We start from the raw sequence: 21,316 nt of genomic DNA, 5'->3' as shown, positions 1-21,316 counted from the left end.
TATTTACGTATTTTTTATTGTAAAATGACGTAAAAAAGTATATAATTAACTATTATTATTCCCATTCATTATATCACACGACTGGATAGTCGATAAGAGGTGAAGTGTTTTGAACAGTAAACGTCCTGTTACTCCTTTTGGCTGGGCAATCAAACAGCGGCTGACGGAAATGCACATGGATCAGAAGAAATTCTGCGAGCTGTACGGAATTCCGCCTTATCGCCTATCCAATCTGATTCACGGCACCCGCAGGGCCGAGCGCTACAGGCGCCAAGTCGCAGAGCTGCTTAACCTGCCTCCATCCTAGCTTTCCATCCTGCAAACTATCAAGGAGAGATAACCTTTGCCATTCAGCATATCCACTTCCCTCATCCGTTCCCTTAATGCTCTGCCGCATAATGCACTGGTTATCGACAGCCAGGGGATCATCCTGTTCACCAACGACTCCTGGAAGGAATACAACAACCACTATGGACTCTCCCCGCATGCCGATTGGATCGGCGCTGATGGTCTGGAGTTGTTCGAACAATCGATGTCGGTCCCTTCCCAGATCACTGCACTTAAGGAGGCGCTGCATCACATCCTTCGCGGCGAGTCTTTAATATCCAGTTCTGAGTTTATTCTACAGACTGCGGCCAAAGGCAGCAGAAGATTCCGTGTAGATGCCTTTCCGCTGATCCATGAGAATCCGGCAGCAAACCAGGCTATCATTCTCTCTCTGCAGGATGTTGGCCCTGTTGTCACAAGTCAGCCTGTTCAGCCTGTCCGAACGATCCAGCCGTTGCGTTTGCACCAGAAGAACGCCCAACCTCTTGTTCCTATCTGCGCCTCCTGCAAATCTATCCGCAACAGCAGCGAGGAGTGGGTGACCATTGAACGTTTCCTGCTGCAGCAGCTGTCTTTGCAATTCACCCATGATATTTGTCCGGATTGCATCCGTGAGCTGTACCCGAAATACGCCGCAGCTCTGAAGTGGTGATTCTTCCTGTGAATGCAAAGAAAAAAGCCCTTGAATATCAAGGACTTTCTCTCCTAAACATCGTATGCGGTAGAGAGGACTCGAACCTCCACGGGTATACACCCACTACCCCCTCAAGATAGCGTGTCTGCCATTCCACCACTACCGCATATATGACCCGTATGGGATTCGAACCCATGTTACCTCCGTGAAAGGGAGGTGTCTTAACCCCTTGACCAACGGGCCATGCTTGATAAGTTGTCTTTGTCACAACAAAAATGAGTATATCAAACCCAGGCTAATTTGACAAGAACTTTTCTCAAAAAAATAACGGACATTCACAGCTGCAGCAATCAGCCGTTCATCCCCGCTAAATCTCCGCCTTCCCGCAAAGACCCTCCAACTTTTCTGTATCGCCACACTCCTTGCACATTCAGTACCTGCGCCTGAACCTCTTACGGATTTACCTTTGTTTCGAAAGTTTGTGTGCCGGCAACGAATTTCAGAACGACAGCTGCTTTAACAGGGTCATGTGTTTCGTTGAGCGTGATTTTACCGGTAGCCAGCTGCAGATCTTTGGTCGCTGCCAAAGCATCTTTAATCTTGGCAGGATCGGCCTCACCTGCACGGGTAATGGCGTCAGCAACCAGCTTCAGGGAATCATAACCAAGAGCGGCCATCCCGTCCGGTACTGCGCCCCCATTGGCAGCTTTGTAGGCATCAACGAAGGATGTAACTTCAGTAGCGGTATCTTCCGCTGAGTAATGGTTGGACATATAAGTGTTGTCCAGAGCCTCTTTGCCGGCGATTTCAGCGAGTTGCGGAGAATCCCAGCCGTCGCCGCCGAGGAAGGGAACTGTAATGCCCATCTCGCGGGCTTGCTTTACGATTTTGCCGACTTCTTCATAGTAGCCCGGCAGATAGATTACATCCGGGTTTTGCTCTTTGATCCGTGTCAGTACGGCTTTGAAGTCGGAGTCTTTTTGCTGATAGGATTCCTGGCTCAGTACCTCTCCGCCCTTTTCCTTGAAGGTTTCTTCAAAGAACTTTTGCAGACCTTTGGAATAGTCACTCGACGTGTCTGTGTAAATTACAGCTGTTTTAGCTTTTAGCGAATCTACGGCAAAGTTAGCCATAACTTCTCCTTGGAAAGGATCGATAAAGGCCGTGCGAAACACCCATTCGTTTACTTTGCCACTGCGCTCATCCACCGTCACTTTAGGGTTGGTGGCACCTACAGATACCAGAGGTATTTTCTTCTCCGTAGCCACCGGGACGATCCCCAGCGTGTTGGTCGAGGTCGAAGCACCGATGATGGTAACAACCTTATCATTGGTAATCAGTTTTTGCGCCGCTTGCGTGGCTTCCTCGGATTTCGAGGCGTTATCGGCTACGATTAATTCCAGTTTCTTGCCGAGTATGCCGCCTGCGTCATTGATCTGCTGTACCGCCAGCTTCGCGCCTTTGGATACGGAATCGCCGAAAGAGGCCTGGCCGCCCGTGAGCTCAAGGTTCGCGCCGATTTTGATAGTGTCCCCGCCAGAGTTGCCGCCGCTTGCAGAGTTTCCGCTGTTCTCTGTGTTGTCGTTGCCGCAGCCCGATGCCAATACTGCAATCAGTACTGTTGACAAAATAATGGCCCCAATTTTCTTCATAGTTTCTCCCAGCCTCCCGGATAATAGAATTGTATATATGTTGTTTCTATGATGCCCTTAGTGAGGCTAACCTCTTAGTGCCCGAGATAGGCCATTTTGATTTCTTCGGAATCTGCCAATTCCTTGGCATCCCCTTCAAGAACAACCCTGCCCGTTTCCAGCACGTAGGCGCGGTGGGCGATTTTGAGCGCCTGATGCGCATTTTGCTCCACCAGCAGCACAGTAGTTCCGGCTTCGTTCACATCTTTAATAATCTTGAAAATATCCTGTACCAGCAGCGGCGCAAGCCCCATGGACGGCTCATCCAGCAGCAGCAGCTGGGGATGCCCCATAATGGCCCGCCCCATGGCAAGCATCTGCTGTTCGCCACCGGACAAAGTACCTGCCTGCTGCTTCTTGCGTTCCCGAAGCCTCGGAAAGATGTCGTACACCTTCTCGAAATCAGCCGCCAGACCTCCGGGTTCCTGCAGGTAAGCGCCAAGCTCAAGGTTCTCTTCAACGGACATATTGGCGAACACGCGGCGTCCTTCAGGACAATGGATCAGGCCCTGTTTGACGATCGCCTGAACACTCTGGCTGGTTATTGATTTATCCAGAAATTCAATGCTGCCTGTTTTGGGTTTAAGCAGACCTGACAGAGTCTTCAGGAGCGTCGACTTGCCTGCACCATTGGCTCCGATCAGTGTTACAATTTCCCCTTGCCCGACATGGATGCTAAGATCCTTCAAAGCGTGAATGGCTCCATAATAAACATTGATCCCCTGTACTTTAAGCATTGCCATTACGCCTCCTGTCCCAAATACGCTTCGATAACCTTGGGATTATTCCGAATCTCCGCCGGAGTTCCGTCAGCAATCAGTATCCCGCGATCCAAGACATAAATCCGGTTGCAGACGCCCATAACAAGCGACATGTCATGCTCGATCAGCAGAATGGTGAGGTCAAATTCCTCGCGGATCCAGGCAATCAGATTCATTAAGTCCCGCGTCTCATTCGGGTTCATACCCGCTGCCGGTTCATCCAGCAGCAGCAGCTTCGGCCCGGCCGCCAGCGCCCGGGCAATTTCCAGACGCCGCTGGTTACCATAGCTGAGATTGCTGGCAACCTCTTCATTCTGGTCCGCGAGATTGAATATTTTGAGAATATCCATCGCCTTCCGTGTAATTTCGTCCTCTCCCTTGAAATGCTTCGGCAGCCGCAGCATGGAGGTGAACAAGGAATGTCTGGCATGCTGGTGAAAGGCGATTTTGACATTCTCCAATACTGTCATGGCCGTAAACAGCCGGATATTCTGGAAGGTGCGCGCAGCGCCCTTATGGTTGATCTTGTAGGGCTTCATCCCGCCAATGGATTCATGGTTAAGAAGAATGCTGCCTGTAGAGGGCGGGTATACGCCGGTTAACAGGTTGAAAAGCGTCGTTTTGCCGGCACCATTCGGCCCAATCAGACCGATCAGTTCACCTTTGTTAATGTGAAGCGAAACTTCACTGAGCGCCTTAAGCCCTCCAAAGGAACGGCTGGCCTCTTTAACGTCAAGAAGCACTGCTGCCTGTGATGCTGTCATCTGCCTTCACCTCCTTTTTGCCAAGCTTGCCGAATGAAAATTTCGTTGTACCCAGCAGCCCGCTTGGACGGAATATCATCATCAGGATCAGAACGATCGAATAAATAATCATCCGCCATTCCGGGAATTCACGCAGATAGGTGTAGAGCAAGGTAACGAAGACAGCACCCACAATGGAGCCGGCTGTACTGCCGAGTCCTCCGAGAACAACCATAACGATAATCTCGAACGATTTCAGAAAGTTAAAGCTGCCCGGAGTAATCACGTAGAACGTATGCGCAGACAATCCGCCCGCTATACCGGCGAACAATGCACCGATTGTAAAGGCAATAATCTTATAACGCGTCGTGTTAATCCCCATCGCCTCTGCGGCGATTTCATTCTCGCGGATGGCAAGGCAGGCCCGGCCATGTGTGGATCTTATAAAGTTATTGATCATAACCACTGTAATTAAGGTAAAGAGAAATAGCAGGGTCCAGGTCGTTTTGGCAGGGATGCCGCTGAGCCCGGAGGCACCGCCGACGAATTCCGTGTTCAGCATGATGATCCGGATAATCTCGCCGAACCCCAGTGTGGCGATGGCCAGATAGTCACCATTCAGCCGGAGGGTAGGCATTCCGATCAGGACCCCAAACACGGCAGCGAGCAAACCGCCGGCAATAATCGCCGGAACGAATGGAACGTTATAATCCAGTGTCAGAATCGCCGAAGTGTACGCACCTACAGACATAAAACCTGCATGACCGATGGAGAATTGTCCGGTAATCCCGGTAATGAGGTTAAGCGATACCGCCAGCATGATGTTGACACCGATCAAGAGAAGCATCGACCTTGTAACATCACTGAATATTCCCGTTGTTAGAAGAACTTGAACGACTCCATAAAACGCCAGGGCAACAATAATGCCCATCCAGAATTTTTTACTTGTCATCTTCACGCCGGTTCCCTCCTACACTTTCTCCCGGACATTCTTGCCGAACAGCCCGGATGGTTTAAAGATAAGGATCAGGATCAGTACTGCAAAAGCTACTCCATCACGCCAGGAGGAAAATCCGAGCGAAGAAATCTCCGTCTCTACCGTTCCCAGCAGCAATCCGCCAACAAGCGCCCCGGGAATACTTCCTATGCCTCCAAGCACTGCGGCTACAAATGCTTTAAGCCCCGGCATAACGCCCATTAGCGGATCGACAGAGTTGTAAGTCATGCCGAAAATCACTCCGGCAGCAGCGGCCAGCGCAGAACCGATAGCAAAGGTTGCCGAGATGGTGCGGTCTACGTTGATCCCCATCAAACGGGCCGCCTCCACATCGAACGATACCGCCCGCATCGCTTTACCGGTTTTGGTGTAACGTACGATATATTGCAAGAGAATCATAAGAATTATGGTTGTTAGAAGAATCATGACTTGATTGGATTCCACTTGAATGGATGTGCCGAACAACTGGTACTGTTTCTTATCCATTATGTCCGGGAAGCCTTTGGCCTGAGGCCCAAGAATAAGCACTCCGGTGTATTCCAGCAGGAACGATACGCCAATGGCCGTAATAAGTGCGGCTATCCGGGTCGATTTACGCAGCGGCTTGTAGGCGAAGCGTTCAATCGTGATGCCCAGCAGTGCGCTGATGGTCATCGAAATCATAAGTGACAAGATCAACACAAGCACAGGAGGGAGCCCTGCGTTCGCCAAGTATTTTGCGCTGTACAGTCCGATAAACGAACCGACCATAAACACATCCCCATGCGCAAAATTGATCAGCTTAATAATTCCGTACACCATGGTGTAACCAAGGGCGATTAGAGCGTAAATACTGCCTACGGAAATCCCGTTAATTAACTGCTGGATGAAGTACTCCATCGCCATCCCCTTCTCTCCATAATAATCAAAATTCTCCTTTCTACGCCTTACATTCTGTCCAATCCCTCAAGATGTCATTTATATTAACATACAGTTATTTCTCCGTCACTAATATATGAGTGGTTTTAATATAATTTTCGAAATTAAACGTTAGATTTATTGACGTAATGAGTTAGTTATACGAAGTGTTTCATGCATTATTCGCAAAAAACGATGAAAAACGGAGTAAAGCAGAGGATTTTAAAGGTCGTTTGTTTTTATATATATTTCCTTTTCTGTTACAATTCTTTGTTTTTCCGTAAAAAATATAACATTTGTCTCTTTACAGCTTCAATCCTTCAATTTATTAAAGAGGTAACGGGTTGCAACAGTAGTCCAGCTGAAAAAGTATGAGATACAGCACCAAAAAAAGAGCCCCGCTCGGGAGCTCTTACTGTCTGAAAGTATCAATACGGAGAGAGAGGGATTCGAACCCTCGCACCGCTTACGCAGTCTAACCCCTTAGCAGAGGGTCCCCTTATAGCCACTTGGGTATCTCTCCAAGTAAATGGCTCCCCGAACAGGACTCGAACCTGTGACAACTCGATTAACAGTCGAGTGCTCTACCAACTGAGCTATCAGGGAACATTACATGAACAAGGATTAATTTATCATGATTTCGTGATCTAGTCAAGCGGACAAAAGCCACTCTGAGATCGTTTACAATCAGCTCATGTATCTGACGGGCCCAACACTATACACGAAGCTTAGATTTAGGCATCAACCTGAATCCATTCTCCATCCAGCGGAAGGTCAACACGGTCCAGCAGCCCCTCCTGCTGCAAGCGTGCTTTAAGCAAGTCACGTGTAACCAGGCAATGATTAATGGCATCCATATGGACGGCGATGACGGATGTTTCAGGGGCATAATGGCATAAATCAACGACATCCTGATCATTCATTGTAATATGCCCTCCCGTTATAAACCGTGCGCCTCCGGCATTGACAATGACCGCTTCCGGACTATACTCGTCCAAGGCTTGTTTGACCTCCGGACACCAGATGGTGTCTCCGGCCAGATACAGTACAGGCTCACCTTCAGCCTGAAAGACAAAACCGGATACCTTGCCCATCCACTCTCCGATCTCTCCTGTTCCATGCCGGCCTGCGGTTCGTGTCAGGGTCACCCCACGGAACGTTAATGCAGTGTTGTCTTCTACCACGGTGATATTGCCGAACCCTTGGGCAGCGATAGTCTCCTGATCCCCATCCTGGCATAACAGCGGGATCTCATGCGGCAAAAGTGACACCGCCGCCGCATCCCAGTGATCCTGATGCAGATGTGTAACCAGCACAGCATCCGGTGAAAGCCACTGCTGAACCGGGCCCGGCAAAGAAACGAGCGGATTTCTGCGGTCATTCTCCGTATTCACAATCGGCGGATTGGCTCCCTGTTCGCTGAGCATCGGGTCGATCAGGAAGGTAACACCGCCGTATTCCAGCCATAAGGCCGCATTGCGGATCAATTGAATTTTCATTCTAAACACCTCTTCTTTCCAGCTGTCTTCTGCTACAATTAATTATAAATGGACCTGCGTGCGGAATACATTGTGCCGTGAAAGAGATTGGCCTGTTCTATTTTCATCTGGAAAGGAATTTAACTTATGACCCCCTACCTCATCGACGATACGGATTACCGCATCCTTCAATATCTTATAGAAGACTCCACGCTCAGCCACAAGGACATCGGAGAATATGTTCATATGACGGGGCAGGCGGTAGGCGCACGAATCCGCAGAATGCGGGAACTGGAGATTATCGAACGTTATACCGTCCGCTGGAATCCGCTCAAAATCGGACAAAGCATCCACGCCTTTATCACCGTGTTCTTAAGCTCCAACGCCGCCCATCCACCCTTTCAAAAGTTCGCCCAAAACCACAGCAGCGTAGTGGAACTGCACCGGGTCAGCGGGGAAGGCTGCTACTGGATGCGCGTTCGTACCGGGGATCAGGCGGAGCTGAATGGTTTTCTCGACGAACTGCTGGAGTATGGCAATTATCGGATTAATCTGGGCATGAAACAGCTCAAATAAACCGCAGATATCACCAGGTGGACAGCAGAATAGATGAGCAGCAGAATAGGTGAATAGCAAAAACAGCTGATTGGCAATAACGCCAAATAGCTGTTTTTTGCTGCATATTTTTCGAGAAATACCAGCCGCCCTCCGCTGAACATCAATTGAGTGACTCTGTGAAAGGTCTCTACCTCAATCTGCTGTATTCTATACAATAGATTTGCCTCTCGCCGTCTAATCGGCGTTCTGCTGTATTCTGTGCAATAGAATTTGCCCAGTCCCCCTGACTTTTTGCAGTAGAAAGCCTCTGGGCTCCCGTTATAACGAGGCTGTTATCCCTGTTCTGAGCTAGCCTCCAGCACACTACCGGAACATTGACAAAACACCTGCCGCGCAGGATAGTTAACTCATCCACCCGCTGCTTCGGCGACGGAACCACTCATTATCATTATTGGAGGCCAGCATGAATCATAAAATTGATCCGCCCAAAATCGCCGACCCGCTCTCTCTGCCAGTGCAGCAAGTGTTCTCCCTGGAGTCCAAGGAGGAGTTCAGCCTCTGCGCCATCAGCGATACCTTCATTGAATACCAGGAAGCGTCCAAGGTATCCTTCGATAAAGTGCTGTTCAAAAATGTCACGATTACCGAGTCCACACTCCGTGCTGTCGAGCTGACGGATGTGATCTTTGAAAACTGCGATCTGTCCAACGTCGATTTTAGCGAAGCCTTCATTCACCGGACTGAGTTCAAGCTGTGTAAAATGATCGGAACCGACTTTACCCGAGCAAGATTCCAGAATGTCCGTGTGACGGACTGCATAGGCGACTTCGCCAGCTTCCGGTTAGGAAACTTCAAACAAACGGCCTTCGAGAACAGTTCACTGAACAGCGCCGACTTCTATCAATCCAGCTTCAATAAAATGTCGTTCTCAGTCTGCAAAATCGATCAGGCGGTAATGGCAGGCTCCAAATTAAGAGATATCGACTTAAGCGACTGCGAATTCAGCGGCCTGAATGTGGATATTGAAGATCTGCCAGGCTGTATTATTTCCGCAGATCAGGCGGCTTCTTTTGCCGGGCTGCTGGGCCTCGTCATTAAGTAGACTGGCCATTACCTGCTTCTAGTGCTATCAGCTTCAACTTACCGGCACATTTGCCGCAGCGGTAGCGCTTCGGGTCAGCCTTGCGCTTGCGCGGATATTCCATGGCACAATCGGTGCACACGAGCTTATAACGGTAAGGCTGCGGCTTACGGGCCTTGGCCCCCGGCAGCGCTCCGCAGTAACGGCTTCCGCCGACCTGGGCCAGCAGGCTTTTGAAATCGGCATCCCGGTGCATATATCCCCGCTTCGCCAGATGTAGATGGTAGTGGCAGAGCTCGTGCTTGATGATCTTCTCCGTCTCTTCGCGCCCATACATCGCCAGCTGTTGCGGGTTAATCTCTATATTATGGCTTTTGGTAAAATATCGTCCGCCTGTTGTCGTAAGTCTGTTGTTAAAGCTTGCTTTGTGCCGGAATGGCACGCCAAAGCTGCCCAGCGACACCTGCTCGATCCACAGCTGCAGCTCTTCGTTACTCATAGTCGTCATAGCGTTTCTCACAGGTCCTCTCCACAGGAAATAAGATCTCTACTTGAATTGTAACTTGCCCATAGGCTAAACTGTCAAGAAGGAAGACAAGTCCGGAGGGAGAATGACGTATGCCGAAAATGCGGTATGTAATTTTGCAGCAGAAACAGGAATTGCAGTTTGTGGAAATGCCGGAGGAATATGCTTACCAGCTGAGTGCGCTTAATCTCCGCCTCAATAAAGAGATCGACAAGCTGACGGCGGACAATGTGCCGAACCTGCCGCTGGCCATCGCGGAATGTGATTCGCTGGATCTGCTGCGCGAGGGGTATACGCTGGAGTCGGGGCTTGCGTACATCAACCGGCTGGAGAGCGCTTTTTCCTCCATTCAGGAGAATAATTATCCGCTGATCTCGCTGCTGACGGAAATCCGTGCGCTGCAGGCACAGTTGGAACAGTGGTACGAAGAGGAAGAAGAAGGTATTCATTAAATTGTAGCCTTCGCCGCACCTTTGGGCACTCCTTCCCATATGCTGTACATAGGAAGCATGCCAGAGGAGGGGTACACTTGCCACAGTGGCTCTGCCATCAGCTCATGAAGGCTTATTTCAAAAAGGACCGCCGTCAGATCAAGCTGCTGAACGAATGCTGGTTTTTTTACCGCAATTCCGCCGAATCCCGTGATTCTGTACCTAGAGAAGTATAGAGTTATATTGCAATTCAGGTGTGTGTGAAGATCAAAAGCCACGATTACCGTCAGGGTAGCCGTGGCTTTTGGTTTGTGAAGATCCTCAGGCGCTTACATTTGCCGCAAGCACACTGCTTCATCCGTCTATGATTTTAGAACATCGGGAAAACGTATCTCACCAGGAAGAACAGGATTCCGAATATGATAATAATATACGCCGCGTATTTAATAAAGGTGGATGCGACAACGCTGGAATCCGATTTCTTGTGTATAGCGCCCATTAACCCCGGCTTTTCCTGCTTGAAACAAATACCCCCATCCCCACAAAGCCAGGATATACCCGGTCAGCGGAGATGCGGCTTCATTATTGTATGTTAAATAATCAGTTAAAACTGCGGTGGGAAGGCCAGGAGCCTTGCAGCTTGCGGACCAGCACAATCTGTCCGGTGTGGTAGGAATCATGCAGAATCAGGCTCATCACTTCTTCACCCGGAGCATGGCCCGAGCCGCCCCAATCGTAGATGCCTTCCTCCAGCGCCTCAATCACTTCCCGCAGTGAAGCATGAATGGTCTTCAGCTTGGCAACCGCCTGTTCCCATGCTTCTTCTCCGTCTGCTGTTACGGTAAACGTGGCGTCGTTGCTCTCTGCATCCGGCAGCTGCGGCAGACCTTTGAGCTTATTCAGCAAACGTTCCTTGTAATAGGTCAAATGGTTGACCGTCTCCCAGATGGAGTTGCCCGCTTCCCCCGGCTTCCAGCTGGCCTGAATGCTATCCACACCCTGCAGCGCATCACTTAGCGGCGGCGCCCAATCCTCGACATCCATGGCATAATCCCAGTTTTGCAGCAAAACATCGCTAATCTTATTCTGCATGTTTTACCTCCTAAAAGTATTGTGAGCAATGTAACCACTCAAAGCTCCGATAACCGTTACACAAGAAATGTAGCATATTCAAGCGGAGGATTCAAGTAACTAGCAAATATGACTTTTAACTGTTACAATCAAGGGAAAGAGAAGGCTGCGGAAGGATGGATGAACCGTGCTGTGGGAGGATTTCATTAACAGCTATTGGCGGGATTGGCGGACAGGCGACCGCAGCAAGGACCGGGACAGGCTGGAGGATCAGGAATGGCTGGAGAAGTGGCTGGAGCAGCAATCATTGCAGGTAACATCGCCGCCGGAGCCTGATGAACTGGAGCAATTGAAGCAGCTGCGCGGCCTGTTGTGGGGCGAAGTGCAGAAGCTCGTGCAAGGCAATAGCGCAGATCCCAAGCTGCTGGAGCAACTGAATATGTATATGGGCAAAGGGCCAGCGATTAGACAAGTAGTCTGGAAGCCGGACGGCCGGGCCGAGCTCTCTCTTCTGCCGCAACGCAACGACTGGGAACAGGTTATGGCCGAGATTGCCGCTTCTTTTGCTGCTGCCCTGCTGGAGAAGGAAACCTCCCGTTTCCGCATCTGCAACAATCCTGACTGCCTCTGGGTCTACTACGACGATACCCGCAACCGCTCCAAGCGCTACTGCGACGACAAGCTCTGCGGCAATCTGATGAAGGTGCGCCGCTTCCGGGCACGAAAAAAAGCAGAAGACGCCGGGGATGCCGGGGATCATGTTAAATGATAGGAGGATGGTCACCAGATCGAATCCACTTCAATCATACTTAAGCCAATAATCCCTATGATAGAGAATAAAGAAAGTAGCCGCCTGAAAAGGCACACATAAACAAGGTTAAATCTAACCTAAAAAGTTTGCTGAAATGACCATGCGTATAGGGGGCTACGCGCTATTTGGGCAAACGGTGTTGGAGTATTTGGATTTCGATTTACGCTTCCCGTAGGGAGCGACGCGGATTTTTTTAGATTTACTAACCAAGTTGCCTATTTCAATCCACGCTCCCACACAGGGAGCGACCTTGGCAATACTATCGCCCCCAGCGATTGATTTCAATTTCAATCCACGCTCCCCATACGAAGTGCGACGGCCTCCAGGTATAGTGCGAGCATGCCCTTGTCAATTTCAATCCACGCTCCCCATACGAAGTGCGACATCATTTCCGTATTGATACCGCAAAGCCAAAAAGAGATTTTTATCCACGCTCCCCATACGAAGTGCGACATAGCATTGGTATTTTAGGATGGCTTTACATCGTGATTTTTATCCACGCTCCCCATACGAAGTGCGACAAGCGACTGCAGGAAGGTAGGAAAGAAGCACACATATTTTTATCCACGCTCCCCATACGAAGTGCGACTGCGAAAATAAACAAAAACAATATAATATCCGTATCGATTTAGCTCGTTTCAACCGAAAAGATAACAAAAAAGCATAGATTAGGTATTTACTTTTAGAGGAAGTAATCGATATTTAATCTTATCGACAAAATTCGAGGTGCGATGGACTCGGGGAAATCATGTAAGCTTCCCATCCGCACTTGAATTACCGACCTTTGATATTTAGAATTTGTTTGATAATCTAAATACATACTTTCTCTCCATGATAGCAGAATATTATCCACCTCCAAGTATTTTTTATAATTCATGTTTCAATCCATGATCCCGTACAGGAGCAGTACTTCACCAATACATTCTTCAATAGTGCTAAAATCCTTGCAACAACAAAAGTACAAATCTCCCCGCAATTCCATATAAGCTTCAACTTCACATTTTCCCACGCTGGCTAACCTTTCCATCCTCTCCAACCGGTAATTATCTGGCATCATAGTGGATTTCCAGAGTCCATATCCATATTGCCAATCAAAATAATTCAGCACTAGAGTCACAAATATCACCGTACGTGCCGATGATAAGGGTCTTGCCTTCATATTCCCCAATAAAATCCATTCTCTCTTACGGCTCTGTAAAGTCGCTACTTTGGTTAAAAGTTATGGTTTTCGCTGCAATCAATAGTTTGGATTTATATTAGGGCTAATAACCGTTTTGCTATGAGGTTCTTTTTATAGTGAAAGATGTGCTTGTATGATAGATGCCTCATTCAAGCACCTTTGTTATTCCTTGCACTCTCTCTGCTTTTTCTAAAACTTCAATTAAAGTTAGATTTGGATTCATATTTCTAAAATTAATAGCCAGTTCAGCCGAACCACCAGCTTGCAACCACTCCCAATAATCCAACGTATCTACATTTTCCAAGTAAAATCGAGAAAGGGCTTCGATTGGATTAATACTGTACATATGTTCAAATGCTGAGATTGGTATTGGATCATTCAGTAGATAATCATTTTTGAGGTCATACAACACCTGAAAGATACTATAATAGTTTACGTTAACAATTTTATTTATAAACTGGTTACACCGGATAGATGTATTTAATATAATTTGCATGTCGTTTATTAATGCTTTATCTTTACAATTTAACATTGGCACCAGTTCTCGAATAGTGATATTTGGATTATAGGGCGCAGTTTGGATTATTGACGTCCATGGAGGATACTCCCCCATATTAAAAACTTTAATCGCATCCGTAACATGACAACCAATGGTTTGCCATTTACGTCCGAGCGCATCAGTGAGATGATAGTAATGTATTGCATCCTGTTGATCCTCTAACTCCGGCCAGACCAAATTTTTTTTAGTGATATCAAGAATAGCTTGGGTATTAAGTTTGCGAGGTCGGCGTTTCGGCATATGGCTTCCTCCGTCTGTTTGCTCTAAGGATATTTGTAAGAGCGTACCAACAAAATACTCATATTGAATTGCACGTTTAAAGTTCACCATCTACTTCAACAATATACTACATGCACTTTCAAAGTGCAACTATTTCTATTTCTGGAGGAAGACCATGGAATTTATCGAATACACACTTTACTGCAAGTTAGACACCATATTAAAAGAGCGCGGTATATCTGTATTAAAATTATCCAAGGAAATTGGGCATCGAAGAACAACCATAACGGAATTAATGCATAACAATAACATGGAAAAGAAGAAAATATCAGCAGAACTGATAATGAAGTTATGTCTTTACTTTGATGTCAGTCCTAACGATTTGTTCGAAGTACGACGTAAAGGATAATCAGAAGTGAAAAAAAGCACTGAATCTCGCTGTTTAAGCGGAATTTTTGTGCTTTTTGTTTTCTTTGATTTCTCGCCTAAATGGATTTGACTCTTAGCGCATCCTTATGACCTTGTTCGGACAAACCTCTCGTTCTATCCTTCCCTTCCACATATATAGATTCCGCATGGCGGATAAGATATACAATCGTTTCCAAATCTATTACCCCCATAAAAAGCACTCAGTTTTCATCAGTTTTTTTGTCTAATCTTTAGCTTTATCTTTGTCCTTATACTTATCCGTTTTCCTCGTCCTAATGCTCTTCCTTCACTCTGTCCTGCTCCAGCTCCGCCTCAATCTCCTGATCGCTGACATAATCATCGTCGGCTATAAGGCCAAGCTTCTCCTTGATTTTCTGCATGTCGTCATGAATTTCTTTCGTTCTGACATGTATGCTGAGCAATAATCCAAACCCTACTGCAAACAATACCAGTATCCCGTATGGACCTAAAAAAATGGTTAATACCACAGCAGCCAAAATCGCGAGTATCGTTCCAACTATCATCATGTTCAGCTATCCCCTTCAGGTTCATTTCGGCTCTGCCTGTTTTCCGCTTCAACCTCCCGTTCAATCATATTTATTCACCCTGAACTTTGTTTATTTATGGGAATTTTAACATTGGTTTCTCAACCTCAGCAACACAGATTTCCCTATTCTCAAAAAACATCAGCTATATTGTCAATAATCAAAACAGCCGCCCTTCACAAGTGAAGGACGGCTCATTTATTTACAATATTACGACTCTTGAACCACCGTCCCCGGTTGCTCCTCTAGCTTCAGCTTCTCCACCTGAATGGTGGTCGAGAAGAAGGTGGCGCCGCGGCCCATGTCGCTGAGCCGGGCCGGTGTCAGAACATTGACCCGCTGCGGGCCGTCTTCCCCTTCCCACCAGAGGCCTTGGCTGATCACGGTGCCGGGCAGCATTTTGTCGGTCACAACGGCTTTCAGCACGATTTCTCCCCGGCCGTTATAGACCTTCACTCTGTCGCCGTCACGGATGGAGCGGGCTTCAGCATCCAGCGGGTGGATCTGTAGCATCGGCCCCTTCTCCATCCGCTGATGTTTCTCCACATTGGCAAAGGTGCCGTTCAGGAAATTGTGGTTCGGCGGCGAGATGAAGTTCAGCGGATACGGATCATCTGCACGGGGACGGCGTACACCGTCATATCCTTCCTTCAGCGGTTCGTAAACAGGCAGGGGCGAGAGGCCCTCTGCCTTAAGTGTGGAAGAATACAGCTCGATTTTGCCTGATGGCGTGGGCAGCTTATCCAGGAAGTTCTCCCGCGCCGTCAGATCCAGCTTCACATGGCGCTCGGCCTGCAGCCGCTCCAGTGTAACACCGTTCAGGTACGGGTTGGCCGGATTGTCCAGCGCCTCGCGGATCATTTCGTCCTCGCTCTGACTGAAGGCCTCCTCGTCAAACCCCATCGCACGGCCCAGCAGTGAAAACAGCTCAAAGTTGCTTTTGCACTCTCCCGGTGCCTCAAGAACTGGCTCCTGGAGCTGCATATAGTGATGCCAGTAGGAGGCATACAGGTCGGTATTCTCGAACGAAGCTGTTGACGGCAGCACGATATCGGCATACTTCGCGGTGTCGGTCATGAACAGCTCATGCACCACGGTGAACAGATCCTCCCGCTGCATGCCGGCGCGCACCCGGTCCGCTTCCGGCGCCACCACAACTGGGTTGCTGCAGAACACAAACAACGCCTTCACCGGCTGCTCGGTCATCTCCAGCGCCTGGGCCAGCCGGTTCATGTTGATGCTCCGCGCCCGCGGATTAGGCCGTAGCTTCGGCCGTTCCAGTGCCCGGGCATTAAGCGCGTTATAGGCGCCGTTGAACTTCAGCGCGCCGCCGCCTTTTTTCAGCCATTGGCCGGTCAGGGCGGGCAGGCAGCTGATGCTGCGCACGTTCATCCCGCCGTTGTCATGATGCTGCAGGCCATTGCCGATCCGGATGTAAGACACATTGGCTTCGCCGTACATCCGTGCAAGCTGCTCCAGGTCGTCCACAGGGACGCCCGTAATATCCGAGACAGTCTGCGGAGGATACAGCTGCGCCTGCTGGCGCAGCTCCTCATGCCCAAACGTATAACGGGCCAGAAAATCTTCATCCACCAGCTTGTCACGGAACAGGATGTGCATCATCCCCAGCGCCAGCGCACTGTCCGTTCCCGGATGGAGCTGGATAAACCAGTCGCCCCACTGGGCCGTACGGTTGCGGTGAACATCAATAACAATGACCTTCGCCCCGCGCTTGCGCGCTTGTTCCGCCAGCACCACCTGGTGCATATTCGTACTGACGATGTTAGCCCCCCAGATAATAATCAGGTCGGCGTTCACCGTATCCTCCGGATTTAATCCGCCCTTGAAGCCCATCGTATGTTTCCAGCCTTCATTTCCGGCAGATGCACATATGGTCAGCTCCAACCGGCTCGCGCCAAGCGCATTAAAGAAGCGGCGGTTCATCCCCTCCACACTGAGGAAGCCCATATTGCCGTAAAAGTTATAAGGAAGGATGCTCTCGGAGCCGAACTCTTCACTCACTGAGTGAAGCTTCCGGGCAATTTCGGCAATGGCCTCATCCCAGCTGATCGGTACAAAAGCACCTTCCCCTTTAGGGCCAACCCGCTTCAGCGGCTGTGTCAGCCGGTCCGGATGCTGCGTCCATTCGCCCGCATGCCGCACCTTGTTGCAAATCGCTCCTTTGGTCACCGGATGCTCCGGGTTGCCCTCTATCTTGACGAGCTTCCCGTCCTTTTTGTGCAGCAGCAGCCCGCAGGTATCCGGACAATCGAGCGGGCATACCGCGGGAAAGACTCCGTCCTGTATGTTCTTCATGTCAGCTCTCTCCCATCGCTTATAGCAAACGTTAAGATCATAGCTTAATCATACACTAGGGCTCCGGGCATGAACAGAGTGCCTAAATAAATCCCCATTGGAAAAGTGAGCTTTCCCGGGCTACGAGAAATGGATCGATAACATATTCCAATAGTACATAAATCCTGTATAACCGATGCAGGCAATCGCAACGAAGCAGCGCGTCAGGGCAACGACTTTTCCTTTAACAGCCTGACTGGCATTCCGCCAGAGCAAATGAAGTGCAAGCAGGACAGCCACCAGAGGCAGTGAAGAGACACCCCACGCATACCACGCCGGGTAGCCGAAGGTAATGGCCCCATTGCTGTAAGTCAGCTGAAGCAGCAGAAAGACGGACATGAGCAGCGAGATTGCAGCAATATGCAGCGATACAGTTCTGCGCGGCTTACGAAATAAACGCACGACATAACGGATCAGCGTGACTGCCAGCAGTGCAAGGAACAGTAATCCAGGGACAATGTACACGATGAGCAAGGTGGAAGGACGCTTCCAGAAGCCCGGCTCCGGTGAGAAGGTCGTCTCCTGGATGATGGTCATTTTCCAATTGTGCTGCTTGTCGATCAACAGCTGCATCCTCCCCCCCTGTTCCTGAAACAATCCATCAGCAATCGGCACGAAGCTCTTCTCCGCCGTTTCTCCGCTCCCATCCGGGAATACTCCGCTCACAACCAGTTCTCCTTCGGCTGCTGTAACCTTGTAATTTCTGCCGCCCAGGAAATACAGCCATTTGCCCCAGCCATGCTGCGGAACCTTGGCAAAGGTATAGGTCCGCTCGTATTGCTGCAAATCCTCCAAGGAAACCGGCAATGGCGTCACAGCTTCCCTCTTTTTGGTTAACAGCCCGGCAACCGCATCCGTGACCTTGTCGTAAGTTATCCCACCCTCTTCACCATTGCTGACAATTAGAATGCCAAGCTTCTGCGAAGGGATAAGCTCCATTTTGGCGGCGAATCCTTCGATCTCTCCGGTATGCGTCAGCACAGTGCTACCATCTGCAAGGTGCCCCCGATACAGGCCATATCCTACACCGTCAACCTTCGGGTGCTCAGCAAATTGAGACTGCTGCATCATTTCAACGCTGTCAGGCTTCAACAATGCCGTCCCTTGATAAACCCCTTGGTTAAGTAAAGCAATCATAAAATGGGCAAATTCATCGGGAATCACACTCAGGGCTCCGGCCCCAGGGATGTGGGGGTAAGTCGAAGACACAGCATTGTACTTTTTATTGGAATACACATAGGATTTTGCCATATCCGGGCTGCTCTCGGGAACTGTCAGGCTTGCGCTGGGCATCTTCAGCGGAGTAAACACCTTCTGGAACATATAGGACCCTAGATCAGTACCAGCAGTCTGCTCTATTAAGTTGCCAACCAATCCCAGTCCCGCGTTACTGTATTCGTATTCCTGTCCCGGCTCCCTCACGGGAGGCTGCTGGCGGAAATATTGCCGCAGATATTGCTCTGCCGAAAGAGACTTCTCCCCCGAGTGGGCCTGAATTTTGTAGATGGACTCGTCCAGCCCGGCAGTATGGGTCAGCAGGTGATGCAGCGTAATGGGCTGTTTTCCGAAGGATGGCAATTGATACGCGTGCAAAAAAGAATTAAGGTCATCATGCAGCGTCAGCTTCCCTTGCTCTACCAATTGCATAGCAGAGACTGCAGTTACCGTTTTGGTAATCGAACCTAACCGCATGATCGTTTTTGCAGGATCTACAGGAATGCTCTGTTCAACATCGGCATAACCATAACCTTTGCTGAAAATAATCCGGTCCCCCTGAGTCACGACTACGGCCGATCCGGGAACATGCCGCTTCTCAAGCTCCTCTTGCATAATAGGGTCTATACTCTGTTCAAGCTGGCTCGCCGATAAAGCGGTAGGCACGGCAGGTGTGGCAGCCGCTTCTGCTTCATGGCCCATGAAGACGTTCATCCCCAAGAAGACAAGCGGCACTGCGAGCAATCGCTGTAATCTGTTTTTCATTCTTGCAACCTCCAGCACTATAATGGTTCGTTCTGCTTTCAGCATACCGTCCGTTTCTGTCCTGAATCTTCCCTCAATCTTAAATTCATCTTAAGATCATAAAATACGGATCAAAAAATGATAGACTGATGAAAATAGGACAACTTGAGAGGAGCGGAGCAGCAGATGAGCAGAACTGTTTTGCTGGCGGATGATGACCCGGATATTCTGGAATTACTGAGGCTGTTTCTGGAGCGGGAGAACCTGAAGGTGCTGGAGGCACTGAATGGCATCGAGGCATGGAGTTTTATACGGGAGCAGCGGGTTGATCTGGCTGTAATTGATATTATGATGCCTGAGCTTGACGGTATTCAGCTGCTGAAGCTGCTCCGGACGGATTACAAAATCCCCGTTATTATTATTTCCGCCAAAAATGAGGATAGTGATAAAATTCTGGGGCTGCAGCTGGGTGCAGATGATTTCATTGCGAAGCCCTTCAATCCGCTGGAGGTTATGGCCCGCATTCAGGCGATGCTGAGACGGACCTATGAATTTAACGAACCCACCGGCCAGCAGAACCCTGAGCCACCGGCTCCGCAGGCACGCACAATCATCGGACAGTTAGAGCTGGATCACCTGGATTGTGTCCTGTACAAAGAGGGCCAAGACATACCGCTGACGGCGATCGAATACAAGCTGCTCACCACCTTCATGGACTCTCCGGGCCGGGTATGGACCAAAAAACAGCTGTTCGAACAGGCCTGGTCCGATCCTTATTATGAAGATGCCAACACCATTATGGTACATATCTCCCGGCTGAGAGAGAAGATTGAGGACAACGCCAGACAGCCGGTGTATATCCGGACCATCCGCGGACTGGGCTACAAGTTCGCCAGGAAGGATGAATTCCGGTGAAGAAAAACACGCTTTTGTCCAGGCTGGTCAAATCCTATATCTTATTCGCATGTACACTGGCTGTAGTCGGCATAACCTTTCTGATTATGGCTATTGATGTGGAGCAGGAAACCATTACGGTCTCCGTGCAGTGGCTGCTGCTCCTGCTTGTATTATTTGGCCTAAACGTCTTAATCTACAGTGTTTGGACAGCCCGGCGGATCACCAGACCTCTGGAGCAGATTGCCGGAGCCATCCGGGAGATGCGGCTGCGTAAATTTCATAAGCGGCTGGATATTCAAACTGGCGATAGCGATGAATTCGCCCAGGTACAGATGTACTTCAATGACCTGGCCGAGTCGCTGCAGCGGACAGAAGCCGAAAACCGCAGGCTGCAGCTGAGCAAGCAGCGGATGCTTGTCGATCTGTCGCATGACCTTAAGACCCCTATTACTACTATTCAGGGTTACGCCAAAGCACTGCAGCTGGGAATGGCGGACAATGAGGAGAAAAAAGAGCAGTATTTGCAGCTTATCTATAACAAATCCCAGCTTGTCACCTCGCTCATCGACGATATTTTCCATTTATCGAAGCTGGACAGCCCCGACTTTCCTGTATCCGTCAAGCCCGGCGATATCGCCGAGCTGCTGAGGGAAGCCGCGGCGGATTATTATCAGCAGTTCGAGGACAAGCAGTTTATGCTGCATGTTGAAATCCCGTCCCGTGAAGTGCTGGTCTCTTACGATACCAATCTGATGCGGCGGGCCATCGCCAATCTTTTATCGAATGCGCTGCGCTACAATCCCCCCGGCACAGAGGTTACGCTCCGGCTTGAGCAGTCGGAGGATGCCGTGCGGCTAGCTGTAATAGACAATGGCGTAGGCATTTCCGATGAACTGAAGGCTGTGATTTTCGACCCTTTTGTACGGGGCGATGCCTCCAGAAAACGGGACGGGGGCAGCGGGCTGGGACTGTCGATTGCCAAGCAGATGATGGTGCGGCAGGGCGGCGAGTTGAACCTGGACAACCGCCCGGGCCGGACTGCGTTTGAGCTGGTGCTGTACCGGTAAACAAGGTCCCGGATCAAGGAGAGGAGGCCCCAGCCTTTCAAACCTCTAGCTTTAGCCCATCCAGCACTTTGCCCGCCGGGAGACGTACTCACTCGCATAC

Annotated in this window: 23 protein-coding genes, 4 tRNA genes and 1 CRISPR repeat array; of the genes, 10 read left to right on the top strand and 17 right to left on the bottom strand. The window is 49.6% G+C overall.

The genetic code is table 11. The features are described 5' to 3' along the window. Positions 1-109 precede the first annotated feature (109 nt). A complete protein-coding gene (locus tag NST07_RS06385; protein WP_038587016.1) occupies positions 110-307 on the top strand; it encodes a transcriptional regulator in 198 nt (65 codons plus the stop codon). A 36-nt stretch (positions 308-343) separates the two neighbouring features. Next, positions 344-979: a PAS domain-containing protein gene (locus NST07_RS06380; protein WP_342481242.1), complete on the top strand. Its 636-nt coding sequence runs from the start codon at positions 344-346 to the stop codon at positions 977-979. Positions 980-1,044: 65 nt separating this feature from the next. On the opposite strand, the gene NST07_RS06375 is transcribed toward NST07_RS06380, so the two are convergent. The 10 genes from NST07_RS06375 to NST07_RS06330 form a co-directional block, all read right to left on the bottom strand. After that, positions 1,045-1,127, bottom strand: a tRNA-Leu gene (locus NST07_RS06375). 5 nt (positions 1,128-1,132) lie between these two features. Continuing rightward, positions 1,133-1,204, bottom strand: a tRNA-Glu gene (locus tag NST07_RS06370). 209 nt (positions 1,205-1,413) lie between these two features. Continuing rightward, positions 1,414-2,613, bottom strand: a complete 1,200-nt coding sequence (locus NST07_RS06365) for an ABC transporter substrate-binding protein (protein WP_341377556.1) — start codon at positions 2,611-2,613, stop codon at positions 1,414-1,416. A 74-nt stretch (positions 2,614-2,687) separates the two neighbouring features. Beyond that, the gene (locus NST07_RS06360; protein WP_342481241.1) at positions 2,688-3,389 is read right to left on the bottom strand and encodes an ABC transporter ATP-binding protein; all 702 of its coding nucleotides are present in this window, start codon (positions 3,387-3,389) and stop codon (positions 2,688-2,690) included. Between the two features lie 5 nt (positions 3,390-3,394). Beyond that, on the bottom strand, positions 3,395-4,177 hold the full coding sequence (locus NST07_RS06355) for an ABC transporter ATP-binding protein (protein ID WP_341090409.1): 783 nt from the start codon (positions 4,175-4,177) through the stop codon (positions 3,395-3,397). Next, the gene (locus NST07_RS06350) at positions 4,146-5,108 is read right to left on the bottom strand and encodes a branched-chain amino acid ABC transporter permease (RefSeq protein WP_341090406.1); all 963 of its coding nucleotides are present in this window, start codon (positions 5,106-5,108) and stop codon (positions 4,146-4,148) included. The genes NST07_RS06355 and NST07_RS06350 overlap by 32 nt, the downstream gene beginning before the upstream one ends. An 18-nt stretch (positions 5,109-5,126) precedes the next feature. Beyond that, a complete protein-coding gene (locus NST07_RS06345; RefSeq protein WP_341097576.1) occupies positions 5,127-6,032 on the bottom strand; it encodes a branched-chain amino acid ABC transporter permease in 906 nt (301 codons plus the stop codon). Between the two features lie 452 nt (positions 6,033-6,484). Beyond that, positions 6,485-6,573 (bottom strand) — tRNA-Ser (locus tag NST07_RS06340). Between the two features lie 7 nt (positions 6,574-6,580). Next, positions 6,581-6,656: transfer RNA gene (locus NST07_RS06335), tRNA-Asn, on the bottom strand. Positions 6,657-6,784: 128 nt separating this feature from the next. Further along, positions 6,785-7,549 carry an MBL fold metallo-hydrolase gene (locus NST07_RS06330; protein ID WP_342481240.1) on the bottom strand — a complete coding sequence of 255 codons (765 nt, stop codon included), beginning with the start codon at positions 7,547-7,549 and terminating at the stop codon, positions 6,785-6,787. A 126-nt stretch (positions 7,550-7,675) separates the two neighbouring features. Here NST07_RS06330 and NST07_RS06325 point away from each other — a divergent pair, with 126 nt between their 5' ends. Together NST07_RS06325 and NST07_RS06320 are read left to right on the top strand one after the other, a co-directional pair. Continuing rightward, positions 7,676-8,104 carry an Lrp/AsnC family transcriptional regulator gene (locus tag NST07_RS06325; protein ID WP_342481239.1) on the top strand — a complete coding sequence of 143 codons (429 nt, stop codon included), beginning with the start codon at positions 7,676-7,678 and terminating at the stop codon, positions 8,102-8,104. Between the two features lie 445 nt (positions 8,105-8,549). Continuing rightward, positions 8,550-9,188 carry a pentapeptide repeat-containing protein gene (locus NST07_RS06320; protein ID WP_341377552.1) on the top strand — a complete coding sequence of 213 codons (639 nt, stop codon included), beginning with the start codon at positions 8,550-8,552 and terminating at the stop codon, positions 9,186-9,188. On the opposite strand, the gene NST07_RS06315 is transcribed toward NST07_RS06320, so the two are convergent. After that, positions 9,181-9,666 (bottom strand): SprT family protein, encoded by a 486-nt coding sequence (locus NST07_RS06315; protein WP_341380330.1) that lies wholly within the window; start codon positions 9,664-9,666, stop codon positions 9,181-9,183. The two genes, NST07_RS06320 and NST07_RS06315, sit on opposite strands and share 8 nt — an antisense overlap. 119 nt (positions 9,667-9,785) lie before the next feature. Between NST07_RS06315 and NST07_RS06310 the strand changes: the two genes are divergently transcribed. Continuing rightward, entirely contained in the window at positions 9,786-10,145 is a 360-nt protein-coding gene (locus tag NST07_RS06310; RefSeq protein ID WP_038586996.1) for a hypothetical protein, read from the top strand. A 77-nt stretch (positions 10,146-10,222) separates the two neighbouring features. Further along, positions 10,223-10,360: a cortex morphogenetic protein CmpA gene (gene cmpA / locus NST07_RS06305; RefSeq protein ID WP_144024341.1), complete on the top strand. Its 138-nt coding sequence runs from the start codon at positions 10,223-10,225 to the stop codon at positions 10,358-10,360. Between the two features lie 364 nt (positions 10,361-10,724). Here the strand turns inward: cmpA and NST07_RS06300 are convergent, their stop codons facing one another. Next, on the bottom strand, positions 10,725-11,216 hold the full coding sequence (locus NST07_RS06300) for a DinB family protein (protein ID WP_342481238.1): 492 nt from the start codon (positions 11,214-11,216) through the stop codon (positions 10,725-10,727). Positions 11,217-11,382: 166 nt separating this feature from the next. On the opposite strand from NST07_RS06300, the gene NST07_RS06295 reads away from it, so the two are divergent. Next, positions 11,383-11,964 (top strand): CGNR zinc finger domain-containing protein, encoded by a 582-nt coding sequence (locus NST07_RS06295; RefSeq protein ID WP_341090396.1) that lies wholly within the window; start codon positions 11,383-11,385, stop codon positions 11,962-11,964. 200 nt (positions 11,965-12,164) lie between these two features. After that, positions 12,165-12,595: direct repeats of the CRISPR family, unit length 27 nt; unit sequence ATCCACGCTCCCCATACGAAGTGCGAC. A 736-nt stretch (positions 12,596-13,331) separates the two neighbouring features. On the opposite strand, the gene NST07_RS06290 is transcribed toward NST07_RS06295, so the two are convergent. Continuing rightward, positions 13,332-14,075, bottom strand: coding sequence for a hypothetical protein (locus NST07_RS06290; RefSeq protein ID WP_342481237.1), 744 nt, complete (start codon positions 14,073-14,075; stop codon positions 13,332-13,334). 64 nt (positions 14,076-14,139) lie between these two features. Here NST07_RS06290 and NST07_RS06285 point away from each other — a divergent pair, with 64 nt between their 5' ends. Continuing rightward, positions 14,140-14,373, top strand: a complete 234-nt coding sequence (locus tag NST07_RS06285) for a helix-turn-helix transcriptional regulator (protein ID WP_342481236.1) — start codon at positions 14,140-14,142, stop codon at positions 14,371-14,373. Positions 14,374-14,449: 76 nt separating this feature from the next. Here the strand turns inward: NST07_RS06285 and NST07_RS06280 are convergent, their stop codons facing one another. The 4 genes from NST07_RS06280 to NST07_RS06265 all read right to left on the bottom strand — a co-directional run bounded on the left by NST07_RS06280 (position 14,450) and on the right by NST07_RS06265 (position 19,273). Next, on the bottom strand, positions 14,450-14,584 hold the full coding sequence (locus NST07_RS06280) for a hypothetical protein (RefSeq protein ID WP_342481235.1): 135 nt from the start codon (positions 14,582-14,584) through the stop codon (positions 14,450-14,452). Between the two features lie 81 nt (positions 14,585-14,665). Further along, positions 14,666-14,920 (bottom strand): hypothetical protein, encoded by a 255-nt coding sequence (locus NST07_RS06275; protein WP_342481234.1) that lies wholly within the window; start codon positions 14,918-14,920, stop codon positions 14,666-14,668. Positions 14,921-15,148: 228 nt separating this feature from the next. Continuing rightward, positions 15,149-17,254, bottom strand: coding sequence for a molybdopterin oxidoreductase family protein (locus NST07_RS06270; protein WP_342481233.1), 2,106 nt, complete (start codon positions 17,252-17,254; stop codon positions 15,149-15,151). 120 nt (positions 17,255-17,374) lie between these two features. Next, positions 17,375-19,273: a serine hydrolase domain-containing protein gene (locus tag NST07_RS06265; protein WP_342481232.1), complete on the bottom strand. Its 1,899-nt coding sequence runs from the start codon at positions 19,271-19,273 to the stop codon at positions 17,375-17,377. A gap of 165 nt (positions 19,274-19,438) precedes the next feature. Between NST07_RS06265 and NST07_RS06260 the strand changes: the two genes are divergently transcribed. Both NST07_RS06260 and NST07_RS06255 read left to right on the top strand, forming a co-directional pair. After that, complete coding sequence (locus NST07_RS06260; RefSeq protein ID WP_342481231.1) at positions 19,439-20,167, top strand: response regulator transcription factor; 729 nt, start codon at positions 19,439-19,441, stop codon at positions 20,165-20,167. Continuing rightward, the gene (locus NST07_RS06255) at positions 20,164-21,216 is read left to right on the top strand and encodes a HAMP domain-containing sensor histidine kinase (protein WP_341377540.1); all 1,053 of its coding nucleotides are present in this window, start codon (positions 20,164-20,166) and stop codon (positions 21,214-21,216) included. The genes NST07_RS06260 and NST07_RS06255 overlap by 4 nt, the downstream gene beginning before the upstream one ends. Positions 21,217-21,316: the final 100 nt, after the last annotated feature.

It is taken from the genome of Paenibacillus sp. FSL L8-0340 (genome assembly GCF_038593145.1).
Classification (GTDB): domain Bacteria; phylum Bacillota; class Bacilli; order Paenibacillales; family Paenibacillaceae; genus Paenibacillus_AQ.
The sequence above is the reverse complement of the archived record's forward strand: the minus strand, read 5'-3'. Positions and strand labels throughout refer to the sequence as shown.

Coding starts and splice junctions, on each gene's coding strand:
- NST07_RS06365 (WP_341377556.1), bottom strand. CDS start 2,613: ATGAAGAAAATTGGGGCCATTATTTTGTCAACAGTACTGATTGCAGTA.
- NST07_RS06315 (WP_341380330.1), bottom strand. CDS start 9,666: ATGAGTAACGAAGAGCTGCAGCTGTGGATCGAGCAGGTGTCGCTGGGC.
- NST07_RS06325 (WP_342481239.1), top strand. CDS start 7,676: ATGACCCCCTACCTCATCGACGATACGGATTACCGCATCCTTCAATAT.
- NST07_RS06285 (WP_342481236.1), top strand. CDS start 14,140: ATGGAATTTATCGAATACACACTTTACTGCAAGTTAGACACCATATTA.
- NST07_RS06355 (WP_341090409.1), bottom strand. CDS start 4,177: ATGACAGCATCACAGGCAGCAGTGCTTCTTGACGTTAAAGAGGCCAGC.
- NST07_RS06290 (WP_342481237.1), bottom strand. CDS start 14,075: ATGGTGAACTTTAAACGTGCAATTCAATATGAGTATTTTGTTGGTACG.
- NST07_RS06310 (WP_038586996.1), top strand. CDS start 9,786: ATGCCGAAAATGCGGTATGTAATTTTGCAGCAGAAACAGGAATTGCAG.
- NST07_RS06360 (WP_342481241.1), bottom strand. CDS start 3,389: ATGCTTAAAGTACAGGGGATCAATGTTTATTATGGAGCCATTCACGCT.
- NST07_RS06320 (WP_341377552.1), top strand. CDS start 8,550: ATGAATCATAAAATTGATCCGCCCAAAATCGCCGACCCGCTCTCTCTG.
- NST07_RS06345 (WP_341097576.1), bottom strand. CDS start 6,032: ATGGAGTACTTCATCCAGCAGTTAATTAACGGGATTTCCGTAGGCAGT.
- NST07_RS06275 (WP_342481234.1), bottom strand. CDS start 14,920: ATGATGATAGTTGGAACGATACTCGCGATTTTGGCTGCTGTGGTATTA.
- NST07_RS06300 (WP_342481238.1), bottom strand. CDS start 11,216: ATGCAGAATAAGATTAGCGATGTTTTGCTGCAAAACTGGGATTATGCC.
- NST07_RS06265 (WP_342481232.1), bottom strand. CDS start 19,273: ATGAAAAACAGATTACAGCGATTGCTCGCAGTGCCGCTTGTCTTCTTG.
- NST07_RS06270 (WP_342481233.1), bottom strand. CDS start 17,254: ATGAAGAACATACAGGACGGAGTCTTTCCCGCGGTATGCCCGCTCGAT.
- NST07_RS06330 (WP_342481240.1), bottom strand. CDS start 7,549: ATGAAAATTCAATTGATCCGCAATGCGGCCTTATGGCTGGAATACGGC.
- NST07_RS06280 (WP_342481235.1), bottom strand. CDS start 14,584: ATGGGGGTAATAGATTTGGAAACGATTGTATATCTTATCCGCCATGCG.
- NST07_RS06350 (WP_341090406.1), bottom strand. CDS start 5,108: ATGACAAGTAAAAAATTCTGGATGGGCATTATTGTTGCCCTGGCGTTT.
- NST07_RS06260 (WP_342481231.1), top strand. CDS start 19,439: ATGAGCAGAACTGTTTTGCTGGCGGATGATGACCCGGATATTCTGGAA.